We start from the raw sequence: 25,318 nt of genomic DNA, 5'->3' as shown, positions 1-25,318 counted from the left end.
ATCCAGCGATGACGGTTTATTTGCCTATTGCCGAACTCTCCATGAACCTCTTCTTCCTGGTGGGGATCGGTGGTGCGGTGGGGTTTCTCTCTGGCCTGTTCGGCGTCGGCGGCGGCTTTTTGCTGACGCCCCTGCTGATCTTTTCCGGTGTACCCGCTCCGGTGGCTGTAGGTTCGGTCACCGGCCAGGTCGTGGCGGCCTCCACATCGGGCGCGCTCAGCCATTATCGCCGTGGCGGCGTCGACCTCCATCTGGCTTCCTATATGATCGGATCCGGCATTGTCGGCTCGTTCTTTGGGGTGGCGACATTCTCGATGCTGAGCCGGAGGGGGCAGCTCGACATGTTCATCTCCTTGGGATTTCTGTTCCTGCTCGGATTTGTTGGTATCATCATGCTCAAGGAATCCGTCGGTACCATCCTCAAGCAGCGGCGGGGCATGGTGGTGCGTTCCCACCTGTCGGGCCAGCGTAGCTGGCTGCATGGCTTGCCATGGCGCATCCGCTTCAAGAAGAGCCGGCTCTATATCAGCGTGCTTCCCGTGCTCGCCATCGGCCTGTTCATCGGCTTTGTCGGGGCCTTGCTCGGCATTGGTGGCGGCTTTGTCATGGTTCCCGCCCTAGTCTATCTACTGCGCGTTCCGGGTAATGTCGTCATCGGTACATCTCTGATCCAGGTGGTGGCGATGATGGCGGTCACTACCGTTCTACACGCAGTGCAGAGCCAGAGCGTCGACATCATTCTGGCGTTCTGCCTGATGGTGGGGGGAACCGTGGGCGCCCAGTTCGGGGCGGTGGCCGGCAAAAATTTGCCCGGTGAGCAATTGCGCGGCCTGCTGGCGCTGCTGGTGCTGGCCGTGGCCTTGCGGTTCGGGCTCTCGCTCGTCCTGCCGGTTTCAGATGCCTACAGCATGGCTGTGGTCGGTGCCCGGTAATGATCCGTCTCGTCCTCTGCCTTTGCCTATTGCTGATCTCACCCTCCACGGTTCGGGCTGAACGCCTACTGACGGGCTTGTCCCATGATACTGTCGAGATTACCTCAAGCTTTTCGGGGGAGCGGATCACTCTGTTCGGCAACATCGTTCCCGGTGTTGGCGAGCAACCCGGAGTTGCGGAAGGTCCATTTCAGGTCGTGATCGTGGTCGTGGGGCCAACGCAGGACCGTGTGACGCGCAAGATGACCCGTCAGTTCGGCATCTGGCTCAATACCGCTGAGGTGGTATTTCACGACTTCCCGAGCTTTTTGCGAGTGATGTCGAGCGACCGCTTGCGCTCTGTCGCCGACCTGACCTCCCTTTCAGAAAATTTTATCCTGCCCGAAGCCTACACACTGGCGCCCAACCAGGCCGGGGCGATCCAGACGCTGGCCTTTGGCCGCGAACTGGTCCGCCTAATGGCCGCAGAATCGCTTCTGGGTATCGAGGAAAACGGCGTCAACTTCCTGTCTGATACTGTCTATTCCGCGCAATTACGGCTTCCCGCTGGCGTTCCGCCGGGCCGCTATGTTGCCCAGACCTTTGTGTTCAAGGACGGCAAAATCGTCGCCCGCAAAGCAAGTGGCTTCTCGGTGCGCAAAATGGGCTTTGAACGTTTCGTTTCGCAGTCGTCCACGCAGTTTCCGCTCCTCTATGGCTTGGTCTGCGTGGTTTTGGCGCTCTTTACCGGCTGGCTTGGCGGCGTCATTTTCAAGCGCTGACGGCCCGGTTTCCGACCGGAAGGTGATCGAGGCTAGTTGTTTGATCCCGCACGACCTTGGGACCCCACCAACTATCGACGTTTCAATGACTTATCATGCCGATCGACGCCAAACCCAACGCAGATTAACACACGCCAACGACCACCCGAGCGCGCCATCCACAAAATCGCTTCGAAAAACAGCCCGATGTTCGTCCGCTCGCTGCTATGGCAGATCTCCAAAAATCAGCCTTGAATCACGATCCCTTACCCTTGGGAATCCTAAATCGTTGAATCCTCACTACGTCCTAGGCCTTCTAGAAAACTCCACCTCATTGCCTGAACGATTGCATTGAGGCGGTGGATATCAACGGGCCGCGGTTCCTTCTTGGTGCCGTAGCCCTTGGTGGCGCCGGTCTCGGCATGACCGAGCAGTTGCTTCTTCTCATCCTCGGTGGCGCCGACGCTCGCCGTCGCGTCCTTAAAACTATGCCGGAACGAGTACAGCGTCTTCTGCGGATCACTAATCTTGAGCTCGTTGCGGGCAAAATCGGCCCAGAATGACGAGACTTGCTGCGACACGCCGTCAATGTCACCATGTTTGTCCTCCACCGATCGCCACAGGGTGGTCCAGCCCTGAGCGCTGGCGGTGTCGACAAGCTCGTTGAAGCCGAGACCGATAAGTTCGTTACGGATCGGCAGCCAGCGCCGCCGCGCCACGGTTTTGGTATGGCGCCCACCGCTGGTGGTGACAACAAAACACAGAATATCGGTGCCGGGATAGCAACGGATCGTGTCCGGGCCCAACTGCAGGATCTCACTGGAAATCATGCCGTGCAAACAGGAGATCAGGGGCAGCCAGAATGGCAGTACGTCCAGAGCGGTGGCCGACGCCGGGATCTGGCGCTCGGTGAACAGTACGTGGCCGAAGATCGTGTGCAGATCCTGACACGAATAGGGTTCGCGCGCATCCTCGCCATCCGGCACCGTCAGGCGAATGTCGCCACGGACCGCCTCATCAATCCAGCCCTTGTTGGCCGCCGTCTTGACCAGGGTGGTGATGTAGCCGGTGCGCTTGTTGACTGAAGCGGTGGCGTAGCGGCCGCTGTCATACATCTGGTCGCGAAAGGCGATGATATGCCGGCGCTGCACCAAACCGACATCGCTGACCCCGGCCAGGGTCTGGAACAGACCGATGGTCTTATCCATGTCGTCCAATTGCTTGCCGGTTGCGGGCTTGTTGGTCCGGATGCGTTCGGCAGCATAGGCGGCGCGGCAATCAGACAAAGATTTCCCGGCGGCCGCCTGCCGGGCGTTGGCCGAGCCCATAATCCGGGCCACCCGTGCATCAGTGCTGCTGGCAATCTCGGCCTGCCACGGGCCAGCCACGGTATCAGGATGGGCATGCTGCACATCCTGACCCATGCGAAAGCGCAGCGCCACATCCAGAAACCTGATTTCTGCGGCCAGCGCTGCGGCCATGAAACGGGCAAAATACGGGTTGGCCTGCGACACTGGGACCCCGAGCCGGCGTACGATTGATTGCACGAAGGCGCAGCGCTCGGTGGCATACTCGCCGACGGTCATGTCCTTGAGCCGGTTGTCGTGCTGGATCAGGGCTGGCGCATCGGGATAGGCCAGACTGAGATCGACCGGCCGCCCGGGCTTGCCCGCGACGGCATGGCCCTTGCGGCCCAGGAGCAGCCCTTTGAGATCATCTTCGATTAGTGTCGCCTTGAACCATGCGGCCAGTTGCTCCCAATCCGGCCAGGTCCAGCTATCGACATGGATAATGCCGATGGCAAAGCCCTTTTCACGGCGCAGGGCAGCGAACTGGGCGTCGAGTTCGGTGGTGATCCGCGCCGCTGCGGCATAGGCTTCCGAGGCATTGGCGGTAGCCAGCGTGCGTTGAATGCGCTGAATGGGATAGGCGTGCGCCAGATCACCGGGAATGCGGCGGACATATTGCAGCACCGTGCCGCGGCGCACGACGTAGGGCGGGAGTTTCATTGCGTCATCCATGTTATGCACTATGGTTGACAGACACGCCTGTTACAAGCGCATCTGCGGCGCGCAAAACATTGATGGTGACGATGAAAAGGCCGGGTCAGAAATAAAGAAAATATAGCGATATCAGTTGTTTGGCGCATTTAAACGTTGAGCATATGATGCATTTCGACAGCTGGGTCTCGACCTATTTCTTCGCTTCCGCCTTGTCATACCTTCTCCCCTTGTGGGAGAAGGTGCCCGAAGGGCGGATGAGGGGGCTTCCTCAGCATTGAAGCATGGGCGGATGCAGCCCCCTCACCCTGCAATTCTGCTGGACGCAGAATTGCTGTCCCTCTCCCACAAGGGGAGAGGGTAGAAAGAGGTGATGGGGAAAGAGCCTGGCGCCTACTGGAACCGGCCGCCCTTCTGGATGACTTCGATCTGGTAGCCATCGGGGTCGGCGATGAAGAAGAAGCGGGCGACCAGCGTCTCGCCATTCTTGAAATCGACCAGCTTGCGCGGGCCGTAGCCCAGTTCGGCCAGCCGCGCATGGGTGGCGTCGACATCATCGACCACCACCGCCAGATGACCATAGCCATCGCCCAGCACATAGGGCTCGGTTCGGTCGTGATTGATGGTCAGTTCCAGCTCGAACCCGCCGGTCTCGGCGGCCATATAGACCAGTGTGAACGCCTCGAACGGCACGCGGTCGACAACGGCCAGCCCGAAGGCCTGCTCGTAGAAATCGACCGAGCGGGCTTCATCAATGACGCGGATCATCGTGTGGGCAAGTTTAGCCATGGTTAGTCAGTCCTATTTGGTGCCGTACATGCGGTCGCCGGCATCGCCGAGACCAGGCACAATATAGCCCTTTTCGTCAAGATGACTGTCGATGGCGGCGGTGAAGACCGGCACGTCGGGCTGGCTTTCGGTGAAATTCTTGATGCCTTCGGGCGCGGCCAGCAGACACAGGAAACGGATATTGTTGGCGCCGCGCTCCTTGAGCTTTTCAATGGCGGCGGTGGCCGAATTGCCGGTGGCCAGCATTGGATCGACGACGATGATCAGCCGGTTGGCCAGATCGGAGGGGGCCTTGAAGTAATATTCGACCGGCTCCAGCGTTTCATGATCGCGGTAGAGGCCGATATGGGCCACGCGGGCGGCGGGCACCAGGTCGAGCATGCCATCGAGCAGACCATTGCCGGCACGCAGGATGGAGGCAAAGACCAGCTTCTTGCCCTTGATTGCCGGCGAGTCCATCGAGGACATCGGCGTCTCGATCGGGATCATCTCCAGCTCAAGATCGCGCGTCACCTCGTAGCACATCAGATGGGCGATCTCGCGCAGCAGGCGGCGGAACCCGGCAATCGAGGTTTCCTTGTTCCGCATGATGGTCAGCTTATGCTGGATCAGCGGGTGATCGATGACAGTCACATTGCCCACGACCTTGCTCATTCGATCACCTCAACTACAGAAAAGATTTGCCGTGGCGGCCGGGCGCGAGGCCGAGCCAGCTGGCAATGGTTTCGCCAATATCTGCGAAGGTGGAGCGAATGCCAATCTCTCCCGCAGCCAGGCTTGGGGAAAAGACCAGGATCGGCACCTGTTCGCGGGTATGATCGGTGCCCGGCCAGGTCGGATCATTGCCGTGATCGGCGGTAAGCACCAGCAGATCGTCGTGGCGCAGCTTGGCGATCATTTCCGGCAGGCGGGAATCGAAATATTCCAGCGCCGCCGCATAGCCCGGCACGTCGCGGCGGTGGCCATATTCGCTGTCGAAATCGACGAAATTGGTCATGATGAAGGCGTGGTCGTCGGCCATCTCCATGGCGTCCAGCGTCTTGTCGAACAGTTGCGGCAGGCCGGTGCCCTTCATTTTGTGGGTGACGCCATGGCCGGCATAAATGTCGGAAATCTTGCCGATGGCATAGACTTGGTTGCCGGCGCCCTGATTGCGGTCGAGCAGGGTCGGCTCAGGTGGAGCAATCGCGAAATCGCGACGATTGCCGGTGCGCTTGAAGCTGGCGGCATCCTCCCCGATGAAGGGGCGGGCGATGACGCGGCCGATCATCAGCGGCGCAGTGAGTTCAAAAGCGATCTGGCAGATTTCGTAGAGGCGTTCGAGCCCGAAATGGCCCTCATGGGCGGCGATCTGGAACACCGAGTCGATGGAGGTGTAGCAAATCGGCTTGCCGGTGCGGATGCTCTCCTCGCCCAGTTCGGCAATGATGGTGGTGCCCGAGGCGTGCTTGTCGCCCAGAATGCCGGGCAGCTTGGCGCGCTTGATGAACTCGGCGATCAGCTCGGGCGGAAAGGTGGGCTCGGTCTGGGGGAAATAGCCCCAATCGAAGGGTACCGGCACGCCGGCGATTTCCCAATGGCCCGAGGGGGTATCCTTGCCACGCGACACTTCGCGGCCGACGCCGAAGCGGCCGCCCTTGGGCGTGGCTGACAAATTGGGCGGCAGGCTGCCGGTGGAGAGCTGAATGGCGGCGCCAATGCCGAGCGCGTCCAGATTGGGCACATTCAGCGGCCCGGCGCGCAACCCCGCACGGTCGGCCTTGCCGGCCGCCGCAAATTCGGCGATGTGGCCAAAAGTGTTGGAGCCGACATCGCCATATTTATCGGCGTCCGGTGCGCCGCCAATGCCGACGCTGTCGAGAATGCAGAGAATGGCGCGCGGCATGGGGGACTCCTGGTTTGTCGGCGTGAGCAGGCTAGGCTGGCGAAATGGCGCCGGCAATCAGTGGATGCGGAGTGGCCCTATCCCCTAGCTGGTAGGCGGATTTGAGGCGGGCTTCTGCCTCGGCGGCAGAGGCTTCGTCGCGCGCGTGGATGCGGGCAATCGGGGTGTGCGCATCGGCGGCGGCGCCGAGGCCAAGCAGGCGGTCAAAGCCAACAGTATGATCGATGCTGTCAGTGGGTGTGGTGCGCCCGCCTCCCAGGATGACCACGGCCATGCCGACACTGCGGGTGTCGATGGCGGAGACAGCGCCCTGCCCGGTGGCGAAGACATCGCGGATGATCGGCGCGGGGGCGAGATAGCGATCCATGTTGGCGATGAAGTCGCTCGGCCCACCCAAAGCCGCAACCATGCGGCCAAAGCGGTCGGCGGCGCGGCCGCTGTCGAGCGCCTCATCCACCAGTTTGCGGGCTGTAGCGGCATCGCTGGCAACGCCAGCCATTTCCGCGACCACGGCGCAGAGCGCCAAGGTCACCTCGCGCAGGCGGGCATCCTGATGCTGGCCGGTGAGGAAATCGACCGCATTACGCACTTCCAGCCCATTGCCGGCGGCGCTGGCCAGCGGCTCGTTCATGTCGGTGATCAGCGCGCGGGTCGGCAGGCCGGCGCCATTGGCGACCTCAACCAGACTGCGCGCCAAGGCCTGCGACTTTTCCAGCGTCGGCATGAAGGCGCCGGAGCCGGTCTTGACGTCGAGGATCAGCGCGCCGAGCCCCGCCGCCAGCTTCTTGCTGAGAATGGAGGCGGTGATCAGCGGGATGGATTCGACCGTGCCGGTGACGTCGCGGATGGCGTAGAGCGCCTTGTCGGCGGGGGCGAGATCGGCAGTCTGGCCGATAATGGCGCAGCCGGCCTCGCGCACCACCTTGCGGAACAGGGCATTGTCCGGGCTAGTGGTGTAGCCCGGGATGGCGTCAAATTTATCCAGCGTGCCGCCGGTATGGCCGAGGCCGCGCCCGGAAATCATCGGCACGTAAATACCGATGGCAGCCAGGATCGGCGCCAGCATCAGGCTAACATTGTCGCCGACGCCGCCAGTGGAATGCTTGTCGGCCACCGGGCCATCGAGATCGGACCAGTCGAGCACCGTGCCGCTGTCGCGCATGGCCAGGGTCAGCGCGACGCGCTCCGGCATGGTCATGTCGTTGAAATAGACCGCCATGGCAAAGGCGGCGGCCTGAGCATGAGACACGCTGCCCGTAGTGAAGCCGGCGATGAAACCGGCGATTTCCTCAGTGCTGAGGGCGTGACCATCACGTTTGCGGGCGATGACTTCTTGCGGGAGGAAGAGCATTCAGGGTCTTTCTGCGGGCGGCGCTTGTTGCTCCACCCCCTCCTGGCCTCCCCCATCAAGGGGGAGGTATCTCTCCACTCGCTGGGCTCGATCCAGTCCACTCACTGAGCGGCACCTCCCCCTTGATGGGGGAGGATGGGAGGGGGCGATCCGGGCTTACGCCCCGTAGGGAATCCAAACATTCTTGACCTGGGTGGCCTTGCTCAGGAAATAATCGCCTTCAAAGCGCCGGTCGGCGAGATCATAGGCCAGGCCACGGGTGGTCCAGGTCTGCTTGACGTTGGTGATCGAGGCTTTTTCCACCATCGTGGACGCTTCGGCCGAGCCGACGAACCACATGGCGTCGACGCCATCATGTTCGGCCAAAGTCTTCGCAAGGTTGACGCTATCGCCGGTGACAATGTTGATCACGCCGGAGGGGACATCGGAGGTTTCGATGACCTGATAGAGGTCGGTCACGCTCAGCGGCGACTGCTCCGAGGGCACCAGCACCACAGTATTGCCCATGGCCAGCGACGGGGCGATGAGGGCGATGGACCCGAGCAGCGGGCGGTTGGTGGGGGCGACGATGCCCATGACGCCAAGCGGTTCGATCATGGCGGCGGCGACAGCACGCAGGGGCGGATTATGCACCGCGCCATCATATTTGTCGGCCCAGCCGGCAAAGGCAAACAGCCGCTCCACCGACAGCGCGACTTCCTCGGCCCCATCGACGCCGGTCTGCGCCTTGAGGCGGGCGGCAAATTCATCGCGGCGATAATCGAGATTTTCTGCGAGGAAATAGAGGATTTGCGCGCGGGTATGGGCGGCCGTGGTCGACCAGCCCAAAGCGGCGCGGGCAGCTTCGACGGCGTTGCGGATATCCTTGCGGTTGCCGTCGCCAGCCTCGCCGATCAGCTTGCCACTCGGGTCGAGCACGGCGCGGGAATAGCCGCTATCGGGACGAGCCTGCTTGCCGCCGATATACATCTTGGCGGTCTGGTCGAGATGGCCAGAATCGAGCGGATTGGCTGCCGCCTTCGCCGGGGCGGCGTTAGGTGCAGCCGCCTTCAGCGTCTTTTCCCAAGCCGGCTTGAGATAGGCGCTCATGCCCTCGCGGCCGCCTTCGCGGCCAAAGCCGGATTCCTTGTAGCCACCAAAGCCCACGGCGGCGTCGAAATTATTGGTGCCGTTGATCCAGACCACGCCGGCCTTGATCTTGGGGGCAATATCGAGCGCCAGATTGATGTTCTCGCTCCAGATGGTGGCAGCGAGGCCATATTTGGTGTTGTTGGCCAAGGCCACCGCTTCCTCGGGCGTGCGGAAGCTCATCGCCACCAGCACCGGGCCAAAGATTTCCTCGGCCACCAGCGTATTGGCGGGCGATACATTGGTCACCAGCGCCGGCTTGAGATAGCAGCCGCCGCTCGGCAGGTCGCCATCGGGCTCATAGATGATGGCGCCTTCCTTGCTGCCGCGTAGCATCAGCTCACGGATGCGCTCGACCTGCACCGGGGCGACCAGCGCGCCGATATCGATGGATTTATCCAGCGGATCGCCGATGCGCAGGCTCGCCATGCGGGTCTTGAGCTTGGCGATGAAGCGGTCCTCGATGCTCTCCTGCACCAAAAGCCGCGAGCCGGCGCAGCAGACCTGGCCCTGATTGAACCAGATGGCGTCGACCAGCCCTTCAATGGCGCTGTCGATATCGGCGTCTTCAAAGACGATATAGGGCGACTTGCCGCCCAGCTCGAGCGACAGGCCCTTGCCGGTGCCGGCCGTGGCGGCGCGGATGGCCTTGCCGACTTCGGTCGAGCCAGTGAAGGCGATCTTGTCGATGCCCTCATGGGCGACAATGGCCTCGCCGGTTTCGCCGGCGCCGGTGACGATATTGACCACGCCCTTGGGCAGGCCGACGCGCTCGCAGATTTCGGCGAACAGCAAGGCGGTGAGCGAGGTGAATTCGGCGGGTTTCAGAATGACGGTATTTCCGGCGGCCAGCGCCGGGGCGATTTTCCACGACAGCATCAGCAGCGGGAAATTCCACGGGATGATCTGGCCGCAGACGCCATAGGGCACCGCATCGGGGAATTCACGGCTCAGATGCTGGGCCCAGCCGGCATGGTGATAGAAATGGCGGGCGACCAGCGGAATATCGATGTCCCGGCTTTCGCGGATCGGCTTGCCATTGTCCATGGTTTCGAGCACCGCGAACAGCCGGCTGTGCTTCTGGATGGCGCGGGCGATGGCATAGAGATATTTGCCGCGCTCATAACCGCTGAGTGCGCTCCAGCCCTTGAAGGCGGTTCGGGCGGCCTTGACCGCCTTGTCGACGTCCTCGGCCGTGCCATCACTGATCTGCGCCAGTGGCGCGCCGGTTGCCGGGTTATCGGACGAAAAAGTGGAGGCGCCCGGCTTGGTCCATTTGCCATCGATGAAATGGCCGAATTTGCGATCATGGCTGTCCAGCCAGGCGATAGCGGTGTCAGCGGCCTCCGGGGCCGGACCGTAATCGAGGGACTGAAAGATTTGCGCGATCTTGTTCATGTCGTTCTCCTGTTGGCCCGACCCTCTCCAATCCGTCATCACCGGGCTTGTCCCGGTGATCCATAAGCGCGCTCAAAGCATGCGAAACTCAGATGGATTGCCGGGACAAGCCCGGCAATGACGATGGAAAAGAGCCAAGTGCCTCCTCCTGAAAAATACTACCGAGGTCCCTAGACCATCGGCTGGCGGTAGTCCGCCGCATAGTGGCCGGTCAGGCCGTGCTCCAGCTGGCGCTCGATATCGGTCAGCAGGCTCGAGGCGCCGAAACGGAACAGATGCGGCTGCAGCCAGTGCGTGCCCAGCTCTTCCTTCATCAGCGCCATATATTTGATGGCGTCACCGGCCGTGGCGATGCCGCCGGCCGGCTTGTAGCCGATCTCGATGCCGGTCTCGTCGGCGAACCAGCGGATCATGCGGATCATGGTCAGGCTGGTGACCAGATTGGCGTTGACCTTCTCCTTGCCGGTCGAGGTCTTGATGAAATCGGCGCCGGCCATCATGCAGACCAGCGAGGCCTTGGCGATATTGGTCTGGGTGGCCAGTTCGCCAGTGCCCAGAATGGTCTTGATATGGGCATCGCCGCAGGCTTTGCGGAAGGCGCGGATCTGGTCGTAGAGCCCCTGCCAGTCGCCGCGCAGCACCATGCCGCGCTCGATGACGATGTCGATTTCCTTGGCGCCATCAGCGACCGACAGCTCGATCTCGCGCAATTTGGTTTCGACGGGCGCGAGGCCATGCGGGAAAGCGGTGGAGACCGCCGCGACGGGAATGCCGGTGCCCTCAAGCGCTGCCACCGCCGTCTTGACGAAATTATGATAGACGCAGACCGCGCCGGGCAGGATGCGCAGCCCGCCAATATCGAGCCGATCGACAATGTCCTGGCGCAGCGGATAGCGCGCCTTGGCGCAGAGTCGTTCGACCCGCCCGTCAGTATCGTCGGAATTGAGCGTCGTTAGATCGATCAACGTGATGGCCTTGAGCAGCCAGGCCAGCTGATAGTCCTTTTTCACCGTGCGGCGGGTGCCGATGGTGCTGGCGCGGCGCTCCAGCGCCGAACGGTTCATGCGGACGCGCTCGACCCAATCGAGATCGAGCGGGAAACCGGGATTGCGCTTATGCGGCATATGGGTTTCGGCGGTATCGACAACGCGCAGGCTCATAGCTCCTCCACCAGCGCGGGGATCAGCTGCTTGAGCTTTGTCGCGCCCTGTACCGCCATGGTTTTGGTATGCTCATGGCTGATGTTTTCGGTCGAGAGGCCCGCGCCCATATTGGTGATGGACGAGCAGGCCCAGACCTTCATACCAAGGAAACGCCCGAGAATGACTTCGGGTGCCGTCGACATGCCAACGGCGTTGGCGCCCAGTCGCACCGCCATCTGGATTTCGGCGACGGTTTCAAAGCTGGGGCCGGAATACCACAGGTAAATCCCCTCCCCCAGCTTGATGCCCTGCCGCGCCGCAATGGCATTGGCCTTGGCGCGCAAAGCGGGATTGTAGCAATCGACCAGATTGACGAAGCGGCGATCGGTGGGCTCGCCGATCAGCGGGTTCATGCCGGCATAGTTGATGTGATCGGAGATCAGCATCAGATCGCCGGGCGCAAAGCGGGGGTCGAGCGAACCGGCCGAATTGGTCAGCAGCAGCGTCTCGGTGCCGAGTTCGGCCATTGCCTCCAGCGCCGGCCGCATGGCGGCGGCATTGCCGTGCTCGTAATAATGCTCGCGGCCGGTGAGGATGGCGAGGCGCTTGCCGCCCATGGAGCCGATCAGCAGGTCGCGGCCATGGCCGGACACGCCACCGCCGGGAAAGCCTTCCAGCTCGCCATAGGGAATGGTGATTTTGTCGCCCAGCAGATCGCCAATGGCCGACAGGCCCGAGCCGAGCACCAGAGCGGCGGTGATGGGTTCGGCGCCGGCGCGGTTCTGGATGATTTTGGCGGCAGTGGTCATTTCGGCAGATACTCCGGGCCAAAACTATGGGGCAGCAACTGGTCGAGGGTGCAGACCAGCGGTTCGCCATCGACGCCGTGCGAGATCACCTGCACGCTGAGATCGGCGAATTCGCGGATGCGCTGGCGACAGCCGCCGCAGGGGGTCACCGGCGCCTTGCCCGGGCCGGTGACATAGATGCGGGTGATGCGCTTGCCGCCGCCGGCGATCATGGCGGCGATGGCCGAGGCCTCGGCGCAATTGCCCTGCGGATAGGCGGCGTTTTCGATGTTGCAGCCGGAGTAGATCTTGCCGTCATCGGCCAGAATAGCGGCCCCGACGGAGAAGCGTGAATAGGGCGCATAGGCCTTGGCACGAATGGCTTCGGCGGCCTTGAACAGGGCCTCGTCAGTCGGTGTCTTCGACATGTTACGTCCTTTTGCGCCGCCCGCTGGGGCTAGCGCTCCTTGGTATAGGGCACGCCGCCGGCCTTGGGCCCGACGGCCTTGCCGATGAAACCGGCGAGCAGCACCACGGTCAGCACATAGGGCAGCGCCTGAATGGCCTGCACCGGGATTTCGATATTGAACAGGCTGGCGCCCTGCAGGCGGATCTGCAGCGCATCGAGGAAGCCGAACAGCAGGCAGGTAAACATGGCCGGCACCGGCTTCCACTTGGCAAAGATCAGCGCTGCCAGAGCGATAAAGCCCTTGCCGGCGGTCATGTTATTGCCGAAGCCCGAGCCCTGGGCGATGGAGAAATAGGCCCCGGCCAGCCCGCATAGCACGCCCGTAATCAACACGGCCTGATAGCGCATCTTGGTGACGGAAATGCCGGCCGTATCCACCGCCTTGGGGTTTTCACCGACGGCGCGCAGGCGCAGGCCAAAGCGGGTGCGATACAGCACATAGGCGGTGATCGGCACCATCAGGAAGGCCACATAGACCAGCAGATAATGCCCCGAAATCAGCTCGGCATAGATCGGGCCGAGAATGGGGATGCCCGAGAGTTCATTGACGAAGGGCAGATCAATGGTGCCGAAGCGACCATTCGGCCCCAGCGCCGGGGTGCGGCCGCCTTGGTGGAACCATTGCTGGCCGAGGAAAGTGCAGAGACCCGCCGCCAGCATGTTGATGGCGACGCCGGCAATCAGCTGATTGCCCTTGAGCGAAATCGCGGCGGCGCCCTGCAACGCCGCCGTGGCGACCGAAACGCCGATGCCAGCCAAGAGGCCCAGCCAGGCCGAGCCGGTGACGGCAGCCACGGCCGCAGCGCCAAAGGCGGCCGCCAGCATCTTGCCTTCAAGCCCGATATCGAACACCCCGGCCCGCTCGGAATACATGCCGGCCAGACACGCCAGCAGCAGCGGCGTCGACAGGCGCAAAGTCGCATCGAGAATGGAGAGAATGGCGCCAATATCCATGGCTCAGCTCTCCGTCGTCTTGGCGGTGGACACGGCGATGGCCTCGGCCTTTTGCTCGGGCGAGAACAGCATGAAGGTCCGTTGCAGACCCGGACGGAACAGCCCTTCCATGGCGCCGGTGAACAGGATGACCAGCGCCTGGATGATCACCACCACGGTGCGGTCGAGCCCCGAAATCACATATTGCAGCTCATTGCCGCCCTGATACAGCGCGCCGAACAGCAAGGCCGCCAGCCCGATGCCGATGGGATGGTTGCGCCCCATCAGCGCCACGGCGATACCGACAAAGCCGGCATCGGCGACGAAATCCAGCACCAGCCGGTTCTGCACCCCCAGCACTTCGTTGAAGGCCACCAGCCCGGCGAGCGCGCCTGACAGGGTCATGGTGATGATGATCATGCGGGAATTGGAAATGCCGGCATAGCGGGCGGCGGTGGGGTTTTGCCCCATGACGCGCAGGGCATAGCCGAATTTGGTGTGCCAGATCAGGATATAGACCCCGACCAGCGCCAGCAGGGCGACGAAGATCGACAGGTTGACCGGGGTGTAATTGAACGGCGCGAAGAAGCTGCCCAGCTTGGGCATGCGGCCGGTTTCGGCAATCATCGCCGATTCCGGGCCGGAGACGCCGGCGGGCTTCAAGACGCGATTGAGCATGTAGATCATCAGCGCCGAGGCGATGAAGTTGAACATGATGGTGGTGATCACCACGTGGCTGCCGCGCTTGGCCTGCAGATAGCCGGGAATGAACGCCCAGGCGCCACCGAACACCGCCGCGGCGAGCAGCGCCACCGGGGCGACGATCAGCCAATGGGTATCCTGCAGGGCCAGCGAGACGATGATGACGCCGAGTCCGGCGACATAGGCCTGGCCATTGCCGCCGATATTGAACAATCCGCCATGCGCCGCCAGCGCCACGGCGAGGCCGGTAAAGACGAAATTGGTGGCGTAATAGAGGGTATAGCCGATGTTGTAGCCATTGCCGAAGGCGCCGGTGATGATGGCCCAGATGGCGGTGAACGGGTTCTGCCCGATCATCAGCACGACAAGGCCCGACACCAGAATGGCCAGCAGCAAATTGAGCACCGGCAGCAGGGCCACATCGGCCCAGCGCGGCAGGGGTCTGAGCGCACTCACTTTACGGACCTTTCCTCGACGACGCCGGCCATCATCAGGCCGAGCTGGCCTTCGGTGGCGGTGGCGGGATCGGCCTCGCCGACGATCTGGCCGTCGAACATGACCAGGATGCGGTCAGCCAGCGAGCGGATTTCATCAAGTTCGACCGAGACGAGCAGGATCGCCTTGCCCGCGTCGCGCATCTTGATGATCTGGTTGTGGATGAATTCGATGGCGCCGATATCGACGCCGCGCGTCGGCTGCCCGACCACCAGCACATCGGGGTCACGGTCCATCTCGCGGGCCAGCACGATTTTCTGTTGGTTGCCGCCAGAAAATAGCGCGGTCTTGAGATTGATATCGGCCGGGCGCACGTCAAAGGTCTTGATGTGCTCCTCCGCCTTGGCCTTGGCCGCATTGATATCGAGAATGGCGCCAGCGCCATATTCAGGACTAGTGGCATAGCCCAGAATGGCGTTTTCCCATTCGGCAAAACCGGTGACCAGCCCCATGCGCTGCCGATCTTCGGGCACATGGGCGAGGCCGGCGGCGCGGGCGCGGGCCGCGCCATCATCGCCCCGCAGCGAGAGCGGACTGCCATTGAGAATGACCTTGCCGGCGCGCTGGTCGCGCATGCCGGTGATCGCTTCGAGCAATTCGGACTGGCCGTTGCCCGAGACGCCGGCAATGCCGACAATTTCGCCGGCGCGGATAGTGAAGCTGACATCCTTGACCCGGGTGATGCCCATATCGTCGTTGACGACGAGGTTCTGCACTTCCAGCAGGGTCTTGCCCGGATTGGCGGCGCCCTTTTCGACGCGCAGCAGCACGCGGCGGCCGACCATCAGCTCGGCCAGCTGCTCGGGCGAGGTTTCGGCGGTCTTGACCGTCGCCACCATCTCGCCCTGGCGCATGACCGACACCGCATCGGTGATGGCCATGATTTCGCGCAGCTTGTGGGTGATCAGGATCACCGTCTTGCCCTGCTCGCGCAGGGTGCGCAGCACGCGGAACAGATCGTCGGCTTCCTTGGGCGTCAGCACGCCGGTCGGCTCGTCCAGAATGAGGATTTCGGCGCCGCGATACAGCGCCTTTAGAATTTCGACGCGCTGCTGCTGACCCACCGATACATCTTCGATGATGGCGTCGGGGTCGACTTCCAGCTCGTATTCGCGCTCCAGCCGGTCCAGTTCGCGACGGGCACGGTCGAGGCTGGGCTTGATGAAGCCGGAATCCTCGGCGCCCAGAATGACGTTTTCGAGCACGGAGAAATTGTCGACCAGCATGAAGTGCTGGTGCACCATGCCGATACCCAGCGCCAGCGCATGGCGGCTGTCGGTGATGGCCTGCTCGGCGCCATTGACGCGGATCTTGCCGCTATCGGCGGTGTAGAAGCCATAGAGGATCGACATCAGTGTCGACTTGCCGGCCCCGTTTTCCCCGACAATGCCGTGGATGGTGCCGCGCGCGACCTTGAGGTCGATATCCTTATTGGCGTGCACGGCCCCAAAGCGCTTGTTGATTTTTTCAAGCTCGATGGCCCAGCCGTTCGCCGGTGCGGAAGCAGCGGCCGGGTCCGGCCGCTGCGTGATGTTTGTGTTATCGCTCATGCGCTGGCCGCTTAAAGCGGGCAGCTCGAGTCGGATTCATAGTCGTGGACGGCAATTTCGCCCGACAGAATCTTGGCCTTGAGCGCCTCAACCTGGGTGACCATGTCTGGTGTGATCAGGTCCTTGTTGTACTCGTCGAGGGCGTAGCCCACGAAGTCGCCTTCCAGACCCAGATCGATCTTGCCGGGCTTGAAGGTGGCGTCGTCGCCAGCATTGGTGAAGGCTTCGATGACCGCGTTATCGACGCGCTTTTCCATCGAGGTCAGCACCGAACCGGGATGCAGATAGTTCTGGTTGCTGTCGACGCCGATCGAGTATTTGCCGTTGTCGGCCATGGTCTGCAGCACGCCCAGACCCGAACCGCCAGCAGCGGCAAAGATCACTTCGGCGCCCTGATCAATGGAAGCCTTGGCCAGCTCGCCCGCAGTCACCGGATCATTCCAGGCAGCGGGGGTGGTGCCGGTGTAGTTTTCGATCAGCTTGGCATCGGCGTTGACCGCCTTCACGCCCTGGGCATAGCCGCAATAGAAGCGGTGGATCAGCGGCACGTCCATGCCACCGATAAAGCCATAGGTGCCGGCAGTGGACTTCATGGCGGCGAGCGCGCCGACCAGGAACGAACCGGTATGCTCGTCAAAGCGGATGGACTGCACGTTGGGCGCATCCACCACGGCGTCGATCACCACGAAATTGGTGTCGGGGAACTCAGCAGCCAGCGGGCCAAGCACCGATTCCCACATGAAGCTCATCACCACGATGGGATTGGCACCCTGGGAGGCGAAGCGGCGCAGGGCCTGTTCGCGCTGGGCGTCGTTCTGCAGTTCGAGATCGAGATAGTTGCCGCCGGTATCGGCCTTCCACTTCTCGGCGCCATTATAGGCTGCTTCGTTGAAGGACTTGTCGAACTTGCCGCCCAGATCGTAGATCAGCGCCGGATCAGCGAGCGCAGCGCCAGTGAGGACTGCGCTCAGCGCGACGCCGCCGGCAATGGCCTTGGTAAAGGTGGTGAGTTTCATTGAGTTCGTCTCCCTGTCTCGCACTGAAGCGTTGGCGCTTGTCTTCCAACGGACAATCTTCGTGCGCTACAGCGAATACAATCGTGCAAACGAGACGCCCGCAAGAGGGAATCGAGCAATTTTTTCCGAATGGTCAAATATTGAGCAAGGTTCTGCTGGCCACTTTATGCCAATAGGCCCGATCAGGACGGAGTCACGTCGCGTTCCAGCGGCGTGACCTCGGCGCCCATCGCTACGCCAAAGCGCTCGAAAAAGCCGTCGATCACCTTCTGCGCCGAATTGCCGATAATGGCCTTGCCCAGCCGCATGAGCTGGCCCGAGGCGCCACCCTGGGCGGCAAAGACCAGCAGGGTTGCGTCGCCGGAATCGGACAGGATGATGTCGGCCGAGCCTTCGGCCAGCCCGAGCAGGCCACCCTTGCCCTTGCCCGACAGGGTATAGCGCTGGGCCGGCACGATGCCGGACAATTCCAGATCGCCTTTGAATACCGGGTGGACCACGCCGAGATTGACCTTGATCTCGAGTTCGAGCGCGGTTTCGCTGGTCCAGTCGATGCGGTGACAGCCGGGAATGGCGGCCTTGAGCACTTCGGTGTCGTTGAGCGCGGCCCAGACGGCGATGCGGGGCGCGGCGACGCGATAGCGGCCTCCAAAGTCCATTAGTGACGCCCAACTGGCTGCAAGGACGCTGCCGCCCTATTAACGCCTTGATAGGTCAACAAGGAATTCCCGGCCATGGCGTGCAACCCCGCTCTTTACGTGCGGCTTTTTCGCACCAATATGGTCTAAATAGTTGCCCCGGCCCCGTGTTGCAATTGTCATGCGGCCAGCCAGCAGCGATCTAATAGCGCAAACAAGCGCCTTCCGCCGGTCCGGCGTCAGTTTACGGGAGCGAATAATGGCCGATGAAGTGACCACCGCACAGCCAAGCCAGGCCTCTGTCGCCGTGATGGCCGAAAAGCCGTTGCAGTATCTGGACAAGGCGGTCAACGCCATTCGCGACCTGGGCATCTGGCCCGAACAGCAGGGCGAACAGCCGATTACCGGGCTGCTCAGCCAGATCACCGAACTGGACGAAACCCGCGTGGTGCTGATCGGCCGCACGCTCAGCCAGGCCAGCGCCTTCAACGAAGTGGTGCGCGAGCAGATCGCCGCCATGAAGATCGGCGAGCGCTACGAAGACATCACCAAGGGCTTCGATTCGATCCGCGACGACGCCAAGGGCATGGTCGACCAGTTGGCCGACAACAAGCTCGACCTGCTGGAGCGCGCCTCCAATGTGTGGATGAAGGTCAGCCGCGGCGACATCGCCCAGCGCTTCAACAAGATCCGCGACATCTATCTTGAGGTCACCAAGGACACCAAGGACCAGATCGACCGCGAGCAGACCATTCTCGAGGCCTATCGCGACTTCCGCGGTGCGCTCAAGCAGTCCGAAGTGATGGCGCTCGAAGTGCTGCATACCGCTGAAGGCCGCCTCGAAGCCAAAAAAGACATCCTCAATGCCTCCTCGGCGGCCGTCGCCGGCTATGCCGGCACCGTGCCGGCTGATCGCGCCCGCCTCGAAATGGATCGCGACGAAAAGCTGCGCGACATGCAGAACGAGGAAAAGCGCTACCAGATCGCCAAGGATCTCTCGGACAATCTGACCATCTCCTACAACACCTCCGAAGTCGTGATGGCCCGGCTGATGCAGACCACCAATGCCAAGGAGCGGGTGTATCAGCAGTCGATCTCGTTCTTCTCGACCAACGAAACCGTGCTGACGGCGCTCAGCGCCTCGTTTACCGGCATGTTCGGGCTGCATGAATCGACCCAGACCCTCAACGCGATGAAGGAAGGGATGAGCAAGAGCCTCGAAACCCTCTCCGAAATCGGTGACAAGGTGCAGGAAGAGGCGGTCAAGGCCGGCTATGGCCCGACGGTGCGTGCCGATGCGGTCAAGAAGCTGGTCGACTCGGTGGTGAACTTCCAGGAGAAGAGCCGCACCATCATCAATGAAATGCGCATCGCCTCGACCAAGAACTCCGCCGAAATTCGCGATGCTGTGGAAGACGGCAAGCGCCGGCTGGCGGCCCTGGCCGCCGATGGCAATGCGCTGCTGCTTGAAACCAAGAACTGAAAGGCCCTGACCTCGGGTGAACGCCAACTATGAGTGACGTGACAGCGAAGCCCGCTGCGCCCCTGGATGAAGTCATGCTGGCGATGGACGTGGTCGACACGCTCCGTCACCGGCAGGACTTGGCCGTGCGTGAACTTGGCACCGATGCCAAGGAACGCCAGCTCATCGACAAGCTGCGCGACATCTATCACCAGCAGGGCATCGAAGTGCCCGACCACATCCTCAAGGAGGGTGTGGCAGCACTGCAGGAAAGCCGCTTCGCCTATGATCCGCCGGCGCCGGGCTTCGGCACGACGCTGGCGCGGCTCTATGTCGGTCGCAAACGCTGGGGCAAGCCGGTCGGGTTGGCGCTGCTAGCGCTGGTGCTGCTCGGCGTCGGCTTTTTTGGCGTCTGGCAGCCCTATCAGAACGGGCGGGCCGAACAGGCGCGGATCGAGCTGGCCGAAGGCCTGCCGGCGCAGCTGGACCGGCTCTACGACACCATCTTTGAAGAAACCAAGGTGCAGCAGGCCGTGCTGCAGGCCGAGTCCCTGCGCACAAGGGGCAAGAATTTTGCCGCCGAGGGCGACCGCGTAGCGGCCGAAGCGGCGGTGGCCGATCTGACAGCATTGCGCGACCAGTTGCGCCGGGAATACGTGCTGCGGGTGGTCAATCGCGCCGATGTGCAATCGGGGTTCTGGACCATCCCCGAAATCAACACCGCCGCCACCAACTACTATATCGTGGTCGAAGCGATCGATGCCGACGGCAACACGCTGAGCCTGCCCATTCTCAATGAAGAAAACGGGGAAACCGAGATCGTCTCCAGCTGGGGCGTGCGCGTGCCGGAAAGCGTTTATGACGGGGTCGCCGCCGACAAGCGCGATGACGGCATCATCCAGGTCAATGAAGTCGGCCGCAAATCGGATGGCTTCCTCGATGTTGAATATAACATGCCCGTTCTCGGCGGCGCAGTGACGCGGTGGTAGAGCAATGAGCATCCGCGGACCTGAAGCCCTGGCCAGTCTCGACGAGGCGATGCGCGACATTCGGCGCGAGGAGGAGGAAATCTCCAAGCGCCTCGCCCGGTCGGCTGAAAAGCTGGGCAAGATCAAGGAAAACGAGGCGGAGCTGTTCCGGCAGCTGGCGCAGTTGCGGCTCGACCCTGCCGTGCAGGGCGAGCTGGACGGGCGCATTTCGGCCGCCGAGGCCAAAGCCCGCGACATGCTCAAGGCCCGCGCCAAGGATTTGAGCAAGGCCGAGCAGACCATTGCCGAATGCGACGCGACTTTGGGTCGGCTGACCGCCGAGCGCGCCGCGACGCTCAAGGTTTTTGAAGGCCATCAGGCCGAACTCAAGGCGCTGGCCGCCAAGCTTGGCGCCACCATCGCGCGCGACCCCGCCTTCGCCGCCCAGCGGACCCAGGCCACCGAGCTGGGCGAAATCGCGGCGCAATCGATGCGTAAGACCGAACAGGCCGAGACCGACCGCGACGAGAAGGGCAAGCCCTACCGCGACGATCCGCTGTTCATGTACCTGTGGGAGGCCGGCTACGGCACCGCCAGCTACCGCGCCAACAATCTCATCCGCTATTTCGACGGGATGGTCGCGAGCTTGGTGGGCTTCCACAAGGCACGGCCGAATTTCACCATGCTCAACGAGATCCCGCTGCGGCTGCGCGAGCATGCCGAGCGGCAGATCGAGAATGCGCGCGCCGCCGAGGCGGAGGTCGACAGACTCGAAACCGAAGCCATCGACGCTGCCGGCGGCAAGCCGATGCGCGAGGCGATGCAGGCCAGCCAGGACCAGATCGAGGCGCTGGACAGCCAGATCGTCGCCACCGAAGACCAGCGCGACGACACCGCCAAGACGCTGGGCCTGCTGTCGCAGGACAGTAACCCCGCCTTTGAGGGCGCGTTGTCGGAACTGGCGACGGCGCTGGGCCGCGAGGATATCCAGACGCTGCTGGCCGAGGCCCGTCGCACCCGCACCGGGCAGGACGATACTATCGTGGCCCAGATCGACGATGCCCGCGCCCGCGCCAAGGACGAAGACGCCGAAACCGCCGACCAGAAGGGGCGGCTACGGACACTGGCGGCGCGGCGGCGCGAGCTGGAAGACATCCAGTGGGAATTCAAGAAGCAGCGCTTTGACGATCCGCGCTCGACCTTCCGGGACGAAAAGCTGGTAGGCGACGTGCTCAACGACTTCCTGCGCGGCGGCATTACTGCAGCCAGCTATTGGGATCAGTGGCGGCGCAGCCAGAACTGGAGCGCCGGTACTTCGGATTGGGGCGGCGGCGTTGGCCTGCCCAATAATGGCCGACAGCGTTCCAGCTCCCCCTGGGCCGACAAGGGCGGCAGCAGCTTCAACTGGCCCGATTCCAGCTTTGGCGGCGGCAAGTCCAAAGGCAATAGCGGCGGCTTCGGGGGCGGCTGGGGCGGAGGCTCCAGCAGCGGCGGCGGCGGCGGCTTCTCCCGCCCCCGCACTGGCTCGACCGGCACGCGCAAACATTCGGGCTTCAAAACTGGCGGCGGGTTTTAGGACTGAGGGTTTCCCCCTCCCGGATCGTCACCCTCGGGCTCGACCCGAGGGCCCTGCACTGACCCAACACACAGCAAGTATAACGCCCACGGGTCAAGCCCGAGGGTGACGGCTGGTGGGCAAGCCTCAGTTCGCCGGCGGCGTGGCCATCAATTCCCAGACATTGCCTTCGCTATCCTCGAAATAGGCGGAATAGCCCCATTCGGACTCGGTGCCCGGCGTGATGATGGTGCCGCCGGCGACCAGCACCTTGTCGAGGATGTCATCGACTTCGGTCGCGCTCGCGGCCTGATGGCTCAGCACGAAGCCGGGTGTGCCGGCGATCACGGCATCCTTGCCGGCGGTCTCTGCGATCTGCTCGCGCGGGAACAGCACGAAGGAGAAATCATTGTCGAAGAAGAAGGCGACATGGTCCTCCCCGGCGCCGATCTGCTCGTCGCTGATGTCGAACAGCGTCCGATAGAAGGCAAAGGCCCGCTCCAGATCGTCGACCCCGATGGTGATGATGGAAATCGAAGGCTTCACGGACGGCTCCTGATACGCGGGATTTTGCGCAAACTAGCCCAGCAGGCGCCGTGGAGCCAGCCGAGCTAGTCGTAATAGACCGAAATCCGCTGGCCGCCGATTTCGTGGACCTTGATATCCATTTCGTAGATTTCTGACAGCACCACCGGATCGATCATCTGGTCGGCAGGGCCCTGCCCCGCCACCTTGCCGTGCTTCATCGCCACGATGTAGTCGGAATACCAAGAGGCGAAATTGATGTCGTGCAGCACCAGCACCACGGTCTTGCCCAGCTCGTTGGCGGCGCGGCGCAGCAGCTTCATCATGCCCATGGCATGTTTCATGTCGAGATTGTTGAGCGGCTCGTCGAGCAGCACATAATCGGTGTCCTGACACAGCACCATGGCGACGAAAGCCCGCTGGCGCTGGCCGCCTGAGAGTTCATCGAGAAAGCGGTCGGCCAGTTCCACCAGATTGAGATAGGTGATGGCCTCCTCGATATGGCGCTGATCCTCTGGGGTCAGCCGGCCCTTGGAATAGGGATAGCGGCCAAAGCTCACGAGATCGCGCACGGTGAGCCGTGCAGTCATGTGATTGTCCTGCCGCAGGATCGACAGCCGCCGCGCCAGCACATCGCTGGGGGTCTTGGTGACGTCGAGACCGTTGACCGTCACCGTGCCGCTATCCATCGCCATCAGCCGGCTGACCATCGACAGCAGCGTCGATTTGCCGGCGCCATTGGGACCGATGATGGAGGTGATGCCACCGCCCGGCAGGGTCAGCGAGACGCCGTCGACGACGCAGGCATTGCCGTAATGTTTGGTGACGCCATGGGTGACGATCAACGTGCAGCCCTCCGCAGGACGAGAATGATAAAGACGATGCCGCCGAGAAACTCGATGATGATCGAGAGCGCGGTATCGAAGGCGAAGACGCGTTCCAGCACGGTCTGGCCACCGACGAGGCAGGTGATGGCCAGCAGCACCGCTGCCGGCAGCACATATTTATGCTGGCTATTGCCGACCAGCGAATGCGCCAGACTGGCCACCAGCAGCCCAAAGAAAGTAATCGGCCCCACCAGCGCGGTGGACACCGCCACCAGCACCGAGACCAGCATCAGAATGATGACCACGGTGCGCTTGTAGTCGACACCCAGATTGATGGCATGGGCGCGGCCGAGCGAGAGAATGTCATAGGTATGCATCAATCGCAGCCCGACAAGGGTGACGGCGACGATGATGGCCGCGGCCACCACCAGCAGCGTCGTATCCACCGTAGCGAAGCTGGCAAAAAAACTGTCCTGCAGCACATTGAAGGCATTGGGATCGAGCATGCGCTGCATGAACTGGCTGAGGCTGCGGAACAAAATGCCGAAGACGATGCCGACCAGCACCAGCAGGGTCAGGCTGCGCTCCTCGCCCAGAAACAGCCAGCGGAACAGCAGCCCGGAAAACACCACCATGACGACGACTTCGACGCCGAACTGGAGTTGCGGATCGAGCGCGGTCAGCGCACCGACGCCGAGGAAGAACACCACGGCGGTCTGCAGCAGGATGTAGAGCGCGTCGAAGCCCATGATCGACGGGGTCAGGATGCGGTTATTGGTGACGGTCTGGAACAGCACCGTGGAGACCGCCACCGAATAGGCCACCAGGCTCAACGCCAGCAGCTTCCGCCCCCGGAACGGCAGCACGAAGCTCCAGCTGCCCTTGGCCCCCAGCGTCATGAAGCAGGCGACGGAAATAAGCGCCAGCGCGCCGAGGATCAGCAGCACCAGCACCGGGCGGGTCAGCCAGGCCGGCCGCAGCGAAAACCTGCCCAAGGTAGCGGTCTGGGTGTCAGGAGGCATGGCGACGCGTCCCCAGCAGCAGATAGAGGAACACGGCGCTGCCGATGACCCCGACCACGACGCTGATCGGGATTTCATAGGGGTAGCGGATGACGCGGCCCAGAATATCGCAGGCCAGCACGAAGCCGGCGCCGCTCACTGCCACCCAGGGCACAGTGCGGCGCATATTGTCGCCGATCATCAGGCTGACCAGATTGGGGATGATCAGGCCAAGAAACGGAATGGAGCCGGCGGTGACCAGCACCACGGCGCTGACCAGCGAGACGATGACCAGCCCCAGCACCATGACGCGCTGATAGTTCAGCCCCAGATTGGTGGTGAAATCCTTGCCCATGCCGGCCACGGTGAAGCGGTCGGCGGCGACATAGGCCAGACCCAGGCACCCCAGCCCGATCCACAGCAATTCATAGCGCCCGCGCAAAATGCCGGAAAAATCGCCCATGTTCCAGGCGAGCATCGACGCCATCAAATCGAAGCGATAGGCGAAGAAGCTGGTGACGGCGCCGATGATGCCGCCCAGCATGATGCCGACCAGCGGCACCAGCATGACATCGCGCAGCGGCACCACGCGCAGGATGCGCAGGAACAATGCCGTGCCGGCCAGCGCGAACGCTGCCGCGATCAGCATCTTGCCCATCAGCGGCCAGCCCGGCACGAAAATCGTCGCGACAAGAAAGCCGAGCCCAGCCGATTCCGTGGTGCCGGCAGTGGAGGGTTCGACGAAGCGATTGCGCACCACCATCTGCATCACCAGCCCGGCCACCGCCATGGAGCTGCCGGCCAGGATGATGGCCAGGGTGCGCGGCACCCGGCTGATCAGCAGCACCTGCATCGGCCGGTCTTCGGCACTGGTCGACAGCAAACCGCTCAGCGACACGTCGCTGACGCCGACAAACAGGCTGATGACCGCAAGGGCCAGGGTCGCCACGATGGCGAGGATGAGCAGGCGCACCGGCCGACCTTCCTAAAAACATCAGAAGCCCGGCGGCCTTGCGGCAGCCGG

23 protein-coding genes are annotated in these 25,318 nt (G+C 62.6%); 5 read left to right on the top strand and 18 right to left on the bottom strand.

Annotated features, from left to right (window positions below; translation table 11 throughout):
• The first annotated feature begins 8 nt into the window (after positions 1-8).
• On the top strand, positions 9-932 hold the full coding sequence (locus tag ACX3OW_RS05370) for a sulfite exporter TauE/SafE family protein (RefSeq protein ID WP_459094691.1): 924 nt from the start codon (positions 9-11) through the stop codon (positions 930-932).
• Entirely contained in the window at positions 932-1,693 is a 762-nt protein-coding gene (locus ACX3OW_RS05365) for a TIGR02186 family protein (protein WP_459094690.1), read from the top strand. The genes ACX3OW_RS05370 and ACX3OW_RS05365 overlap by 1 nt, the downstream gene beginning before the upstream one ends.
• A 260-nt stretch (positions 1,694-1,953) precedes the next feature.
• On the opposite strand, the gene ACX3OW_RS05360 is transcribed toward ACX3OW_RS05365, so the two are convergent.
• The 14 genes from ACX3OW_RS05360 to ACX3OW_RS05295 form a co-directional block, all read right to left on the bottom strand.
• Positions 1,954-3,681, bottom strand: coding sequence for a DUF6538 domain-containing protein (locus tag ACX3OW_RS05360; protein ID WP_459094689.1), 1,728 nt, complete (start codon positions 3,679-3,681; stop codon positions 1,954-1,956).
• A gap of 384 nt (positions 3,682-4,065) precedes the next feature.
• Positions 4,066-4,461 (bottom strand): VOC family protein, encoded by a 396-nt coding sequence (locus ACX3OW_RS05355; protein WP_459094688.1) that lies wholly within the window; start codon positions 4,459-4,461, stop codon positions 4,066-4,068.
• A gap of 12 nt (positions 4,462-4,473) precedes the next feature.
• Positions 4,474-5,115, bottom strand: a complete 642-nt coding sequence (gene upp, locus ACX3OW_RS05350) for a uracil phosphoribosyltransferase (RefSeq protein ID WP_459094687.1) — start codon at positions 5,113-5,115, stop codon at positions 4,474-4,476.
• A gap of 13 nt (positions 5,116-5,128) precedes the next feature.
• A complete protein-coding gene (locus tag ACX3OW_RS05345; protein ID WP_459094686.1) occupies positions 5,129-6,346 on the bottom strand; it encodes a phosphopentomutase in 1,218 nt (405 codons plus the stop codon).
• A gap of 31 nt (positions 6,347-6,377) precedes the next feature.
• A complete protein-coding gene (deoA, locus tag ACX3OW_RS05340; RefSeq protein ID WP_459094685.1) occupies positions 6,378-7,697 on the bottom strand; it encodes a thymidine phosphorylase in 1,320 nt (439 codons plus the stop codon).
• A gap of 156 nt (positions 7,698-7,853) precedes the next feature.
• The gene (locus ACX3OW_RS05335) at positions 7,854-10,223 is read right to left on the bottom strand and encodes an aldehyde dehydrogenase family protein (RefSeq protein ID WP_459094684.1); all 2,370 of its coding nucleotides are present in this window, start codon (positions 10,221-10,223) and stop codon (positions 7,854-7,856) included.
• Positions 10,224-10,393: 170 nt separating this feature from the next.
• On the bottom strand, positions 10,394-11,383 hold the full coding sequence (gene deoC / locus ACX3OW_RS05330) for a deoxyribose-phosphate aldolase (protein WP_459094683.1): 990 nt from the start codon (positions 11,381-11,383) through the stop codon (positions 10,394-10,396).
• Positions 11,380-12,174: a purine-nucleoside phosphorylase gene (locus ACX3OW_RS05325; protein ID WP_459094682.1), complete on the bottom strand. Its 795-nt coding sequence runs from the start codon at positions 12,172-12,174 to the stop codon at positions 11,380-11,382. Before ACX3OW_RS05325 ends, deoC begins: the two co-directional genes overlap by 4 nt.
• Entirely contained in the window at positions 12,171-12,581 is a 411-nt protein-coding gene (locus ACX3OW_RS05320; protein ID WP_459094681.1) for a cytidine deaminase, read from the bottom strand. The genes ACX3OW_RS05325 and ACX3OW_RS05320 overlap by 4 nt, the downstream gene beginning before the upstream one ends.
• Before the next feature lie 29 nt (positions 12,582-12,610).
• The gene (locus ACX3OW_RS05315; protein WP_459094680.1) at positions 12,611-13,576 is read right to left on the bottom strand and encodes an ABC transporter permease; all 966 of its coding nucleotides are present in this window, start codon (positions 13,574-13,576) and stop codon (positions 12,611-12,613) included.
• Positions 13,577-13,579: 3 nt separating this feature from the next.
• Positions 13,580-14,713 carry an ABC transporter permease gene (locus tag ACX3OW_RS05310; protein WP_459094679.1) on the bottom strand — a complete coding sequence of 378 codons (1,134 nt, stop codon included), beginning with the start codon at positions 14,711-14,713 and terminating at the stop codon, positions 13,580-13,582.
• Positions 14,710-16,302: an ABC transporter ATP-binding protein gene (locus tag ACX3OW_RS05305; protein ID WP_459094678.1), complete on the bottom strand. Its 1,593-nt coding sequence runs from the start codon at positions 16,300-16,302 to the stop codon at positions 14,710-14,712. Before ACX3OW_RS05305 ends, ACX3OW_RS05310 begins: the two co-directional genes overlap by 4 nt.
• An 11-nt stretch (positions 16,303-16,313) precedes the next feature.
• A complete protein-coding gene (locus tag ACX3OW_RS05300; RefSeq protein WP_459094677.1) occupies positions 16,314-17,318 on the bottom strand; it encodes a BMP family lipoprotein in 1,005 nt (334 codons plus the stop codon).
• Between the two features lie 182 nt (positions 17,319-17,500).
• Complete coding sequence (locus ACX3OW_RS05295) at positions 17,501-17,977, bottom strand: CoxG family protein (protein WP_459094676.1); 477 nt, start codon at positions 17,975-17,977, stop codon at positions 17,501-17,503.
• A gap of 238 nt (positions 17,978-18,215) precedes the next feature.
• On the opposite strand from ACX3OW_RS05295, the gene ACX3OW_RS05290 reads away from it, so the two are divergent.
• From ACX3OW_RS05290 to ACX3OW_RS05280, 3 genes are read left to right on the top strand one after another with little or no spacing between them, the layout of a single operon-like run.
• Complete coding sequence (locus ACX3OW_RS05290) at positions 18,216-19,439, top strand: cell surface protein (protein ID WP_459094675.1); 1,224 nt, start codon at positions 18,216-18,218, stop codon at positions 19,437-19,439.
• Positions 19,440-19,468: 29 nt separating this feature from the next.
• Complete coding sequence (locus ACX3OW_RS05285) at positions 19,469-20,407, top strand: DUF6384 family protein (RefSeq protein WP_459094674.1); 939 nt, start codon at positions 19,469-19,471, stop codon at positions 20,405-20,407.
• A 4-nt stretch (positions 20,408-20,411) separates the two neighbouring features.
• Complete coding sequence (locus ACX3OW_RS05280) at positions 20,412-21,962, top strand: hypothetical protein (protein ID WP_459094673.1); 1,551 nt, start codon at positions 20,412-20,414, stop codon at positions 21,960-21,962.
• 126 nt (positions 21,963-22,088) lie between these two features.
• Here ACX3OW_RS05280 and ACX3OW_RS05275 read toward each other — a convergent pair whose 3' ends face one another.
• From ACX3OW_RS05275 to ACX3OW_RS05260, 4 genes are all read right to left on the bottom strand, one after another.
• A complete protein-coding gene (locus tag ACX3OW_RS05275; RefSeq protein ID WP_459094672.1) occupies positions 22,089-22,487 on the bottom strand; it encodes a VOC family protein in 399 nt (132 codons plus the stop codon).
• Positions 22,488-22,552: 65 nt separating this feature from the next.
• Positions 22,553-23,311, bottom strand: a complete 759-nt coding sequence (locus ACX3OW_RS05270) for an iron ABC transporter ATP-binding protein (RefSeq protein WP_459094671.1) — start codon at positions 23,309-23,311, stop codon at positions 22,553-22,555.
• Positions 23,308-24,315 carry an iron chelate uptake ABC transporter family permease subunit gene (locus ACX3OW_RS05265; protein ID WP_459094670.1) on the bottom strand — a complete coding sequence of 336 codons (1,008 nt, stop codon included), beginning with the start codon at positions 24,313-24,315 and terminating at the stop codon, positions 23,308-23,310. The genes ACX3OW_RS05270 and ACX3OW_RS05265 overlap by 4 nt, the downstream gene beginning before the upstream one ends.
• On the bottom strand, positions 24,305-25,267 hold the full coding sequence (locus ACX3OW_RS05260; protein WP_459094669.1) for an ABC transporter permease: 963 nt from the start codon (positions 25,265-25,267) through the stop codon (positions 24,305-24,307). Before ACX3OW_RS05260 ends, ACX3OW_RS05265 begins: the two co-directional genes overlap by 11 nt.
• Between the last annotated feature and the right edge of the window lie 51 nt (positions 25,268-25,318).

The sequence above is a fragment of the Devosia sp. A449 genome (assembly GCF_054489375.1).
Note: the sequence above shows the minus strand (reverse complement) of the source record. Positions and strands in the feature narration are given on the sequence as shown.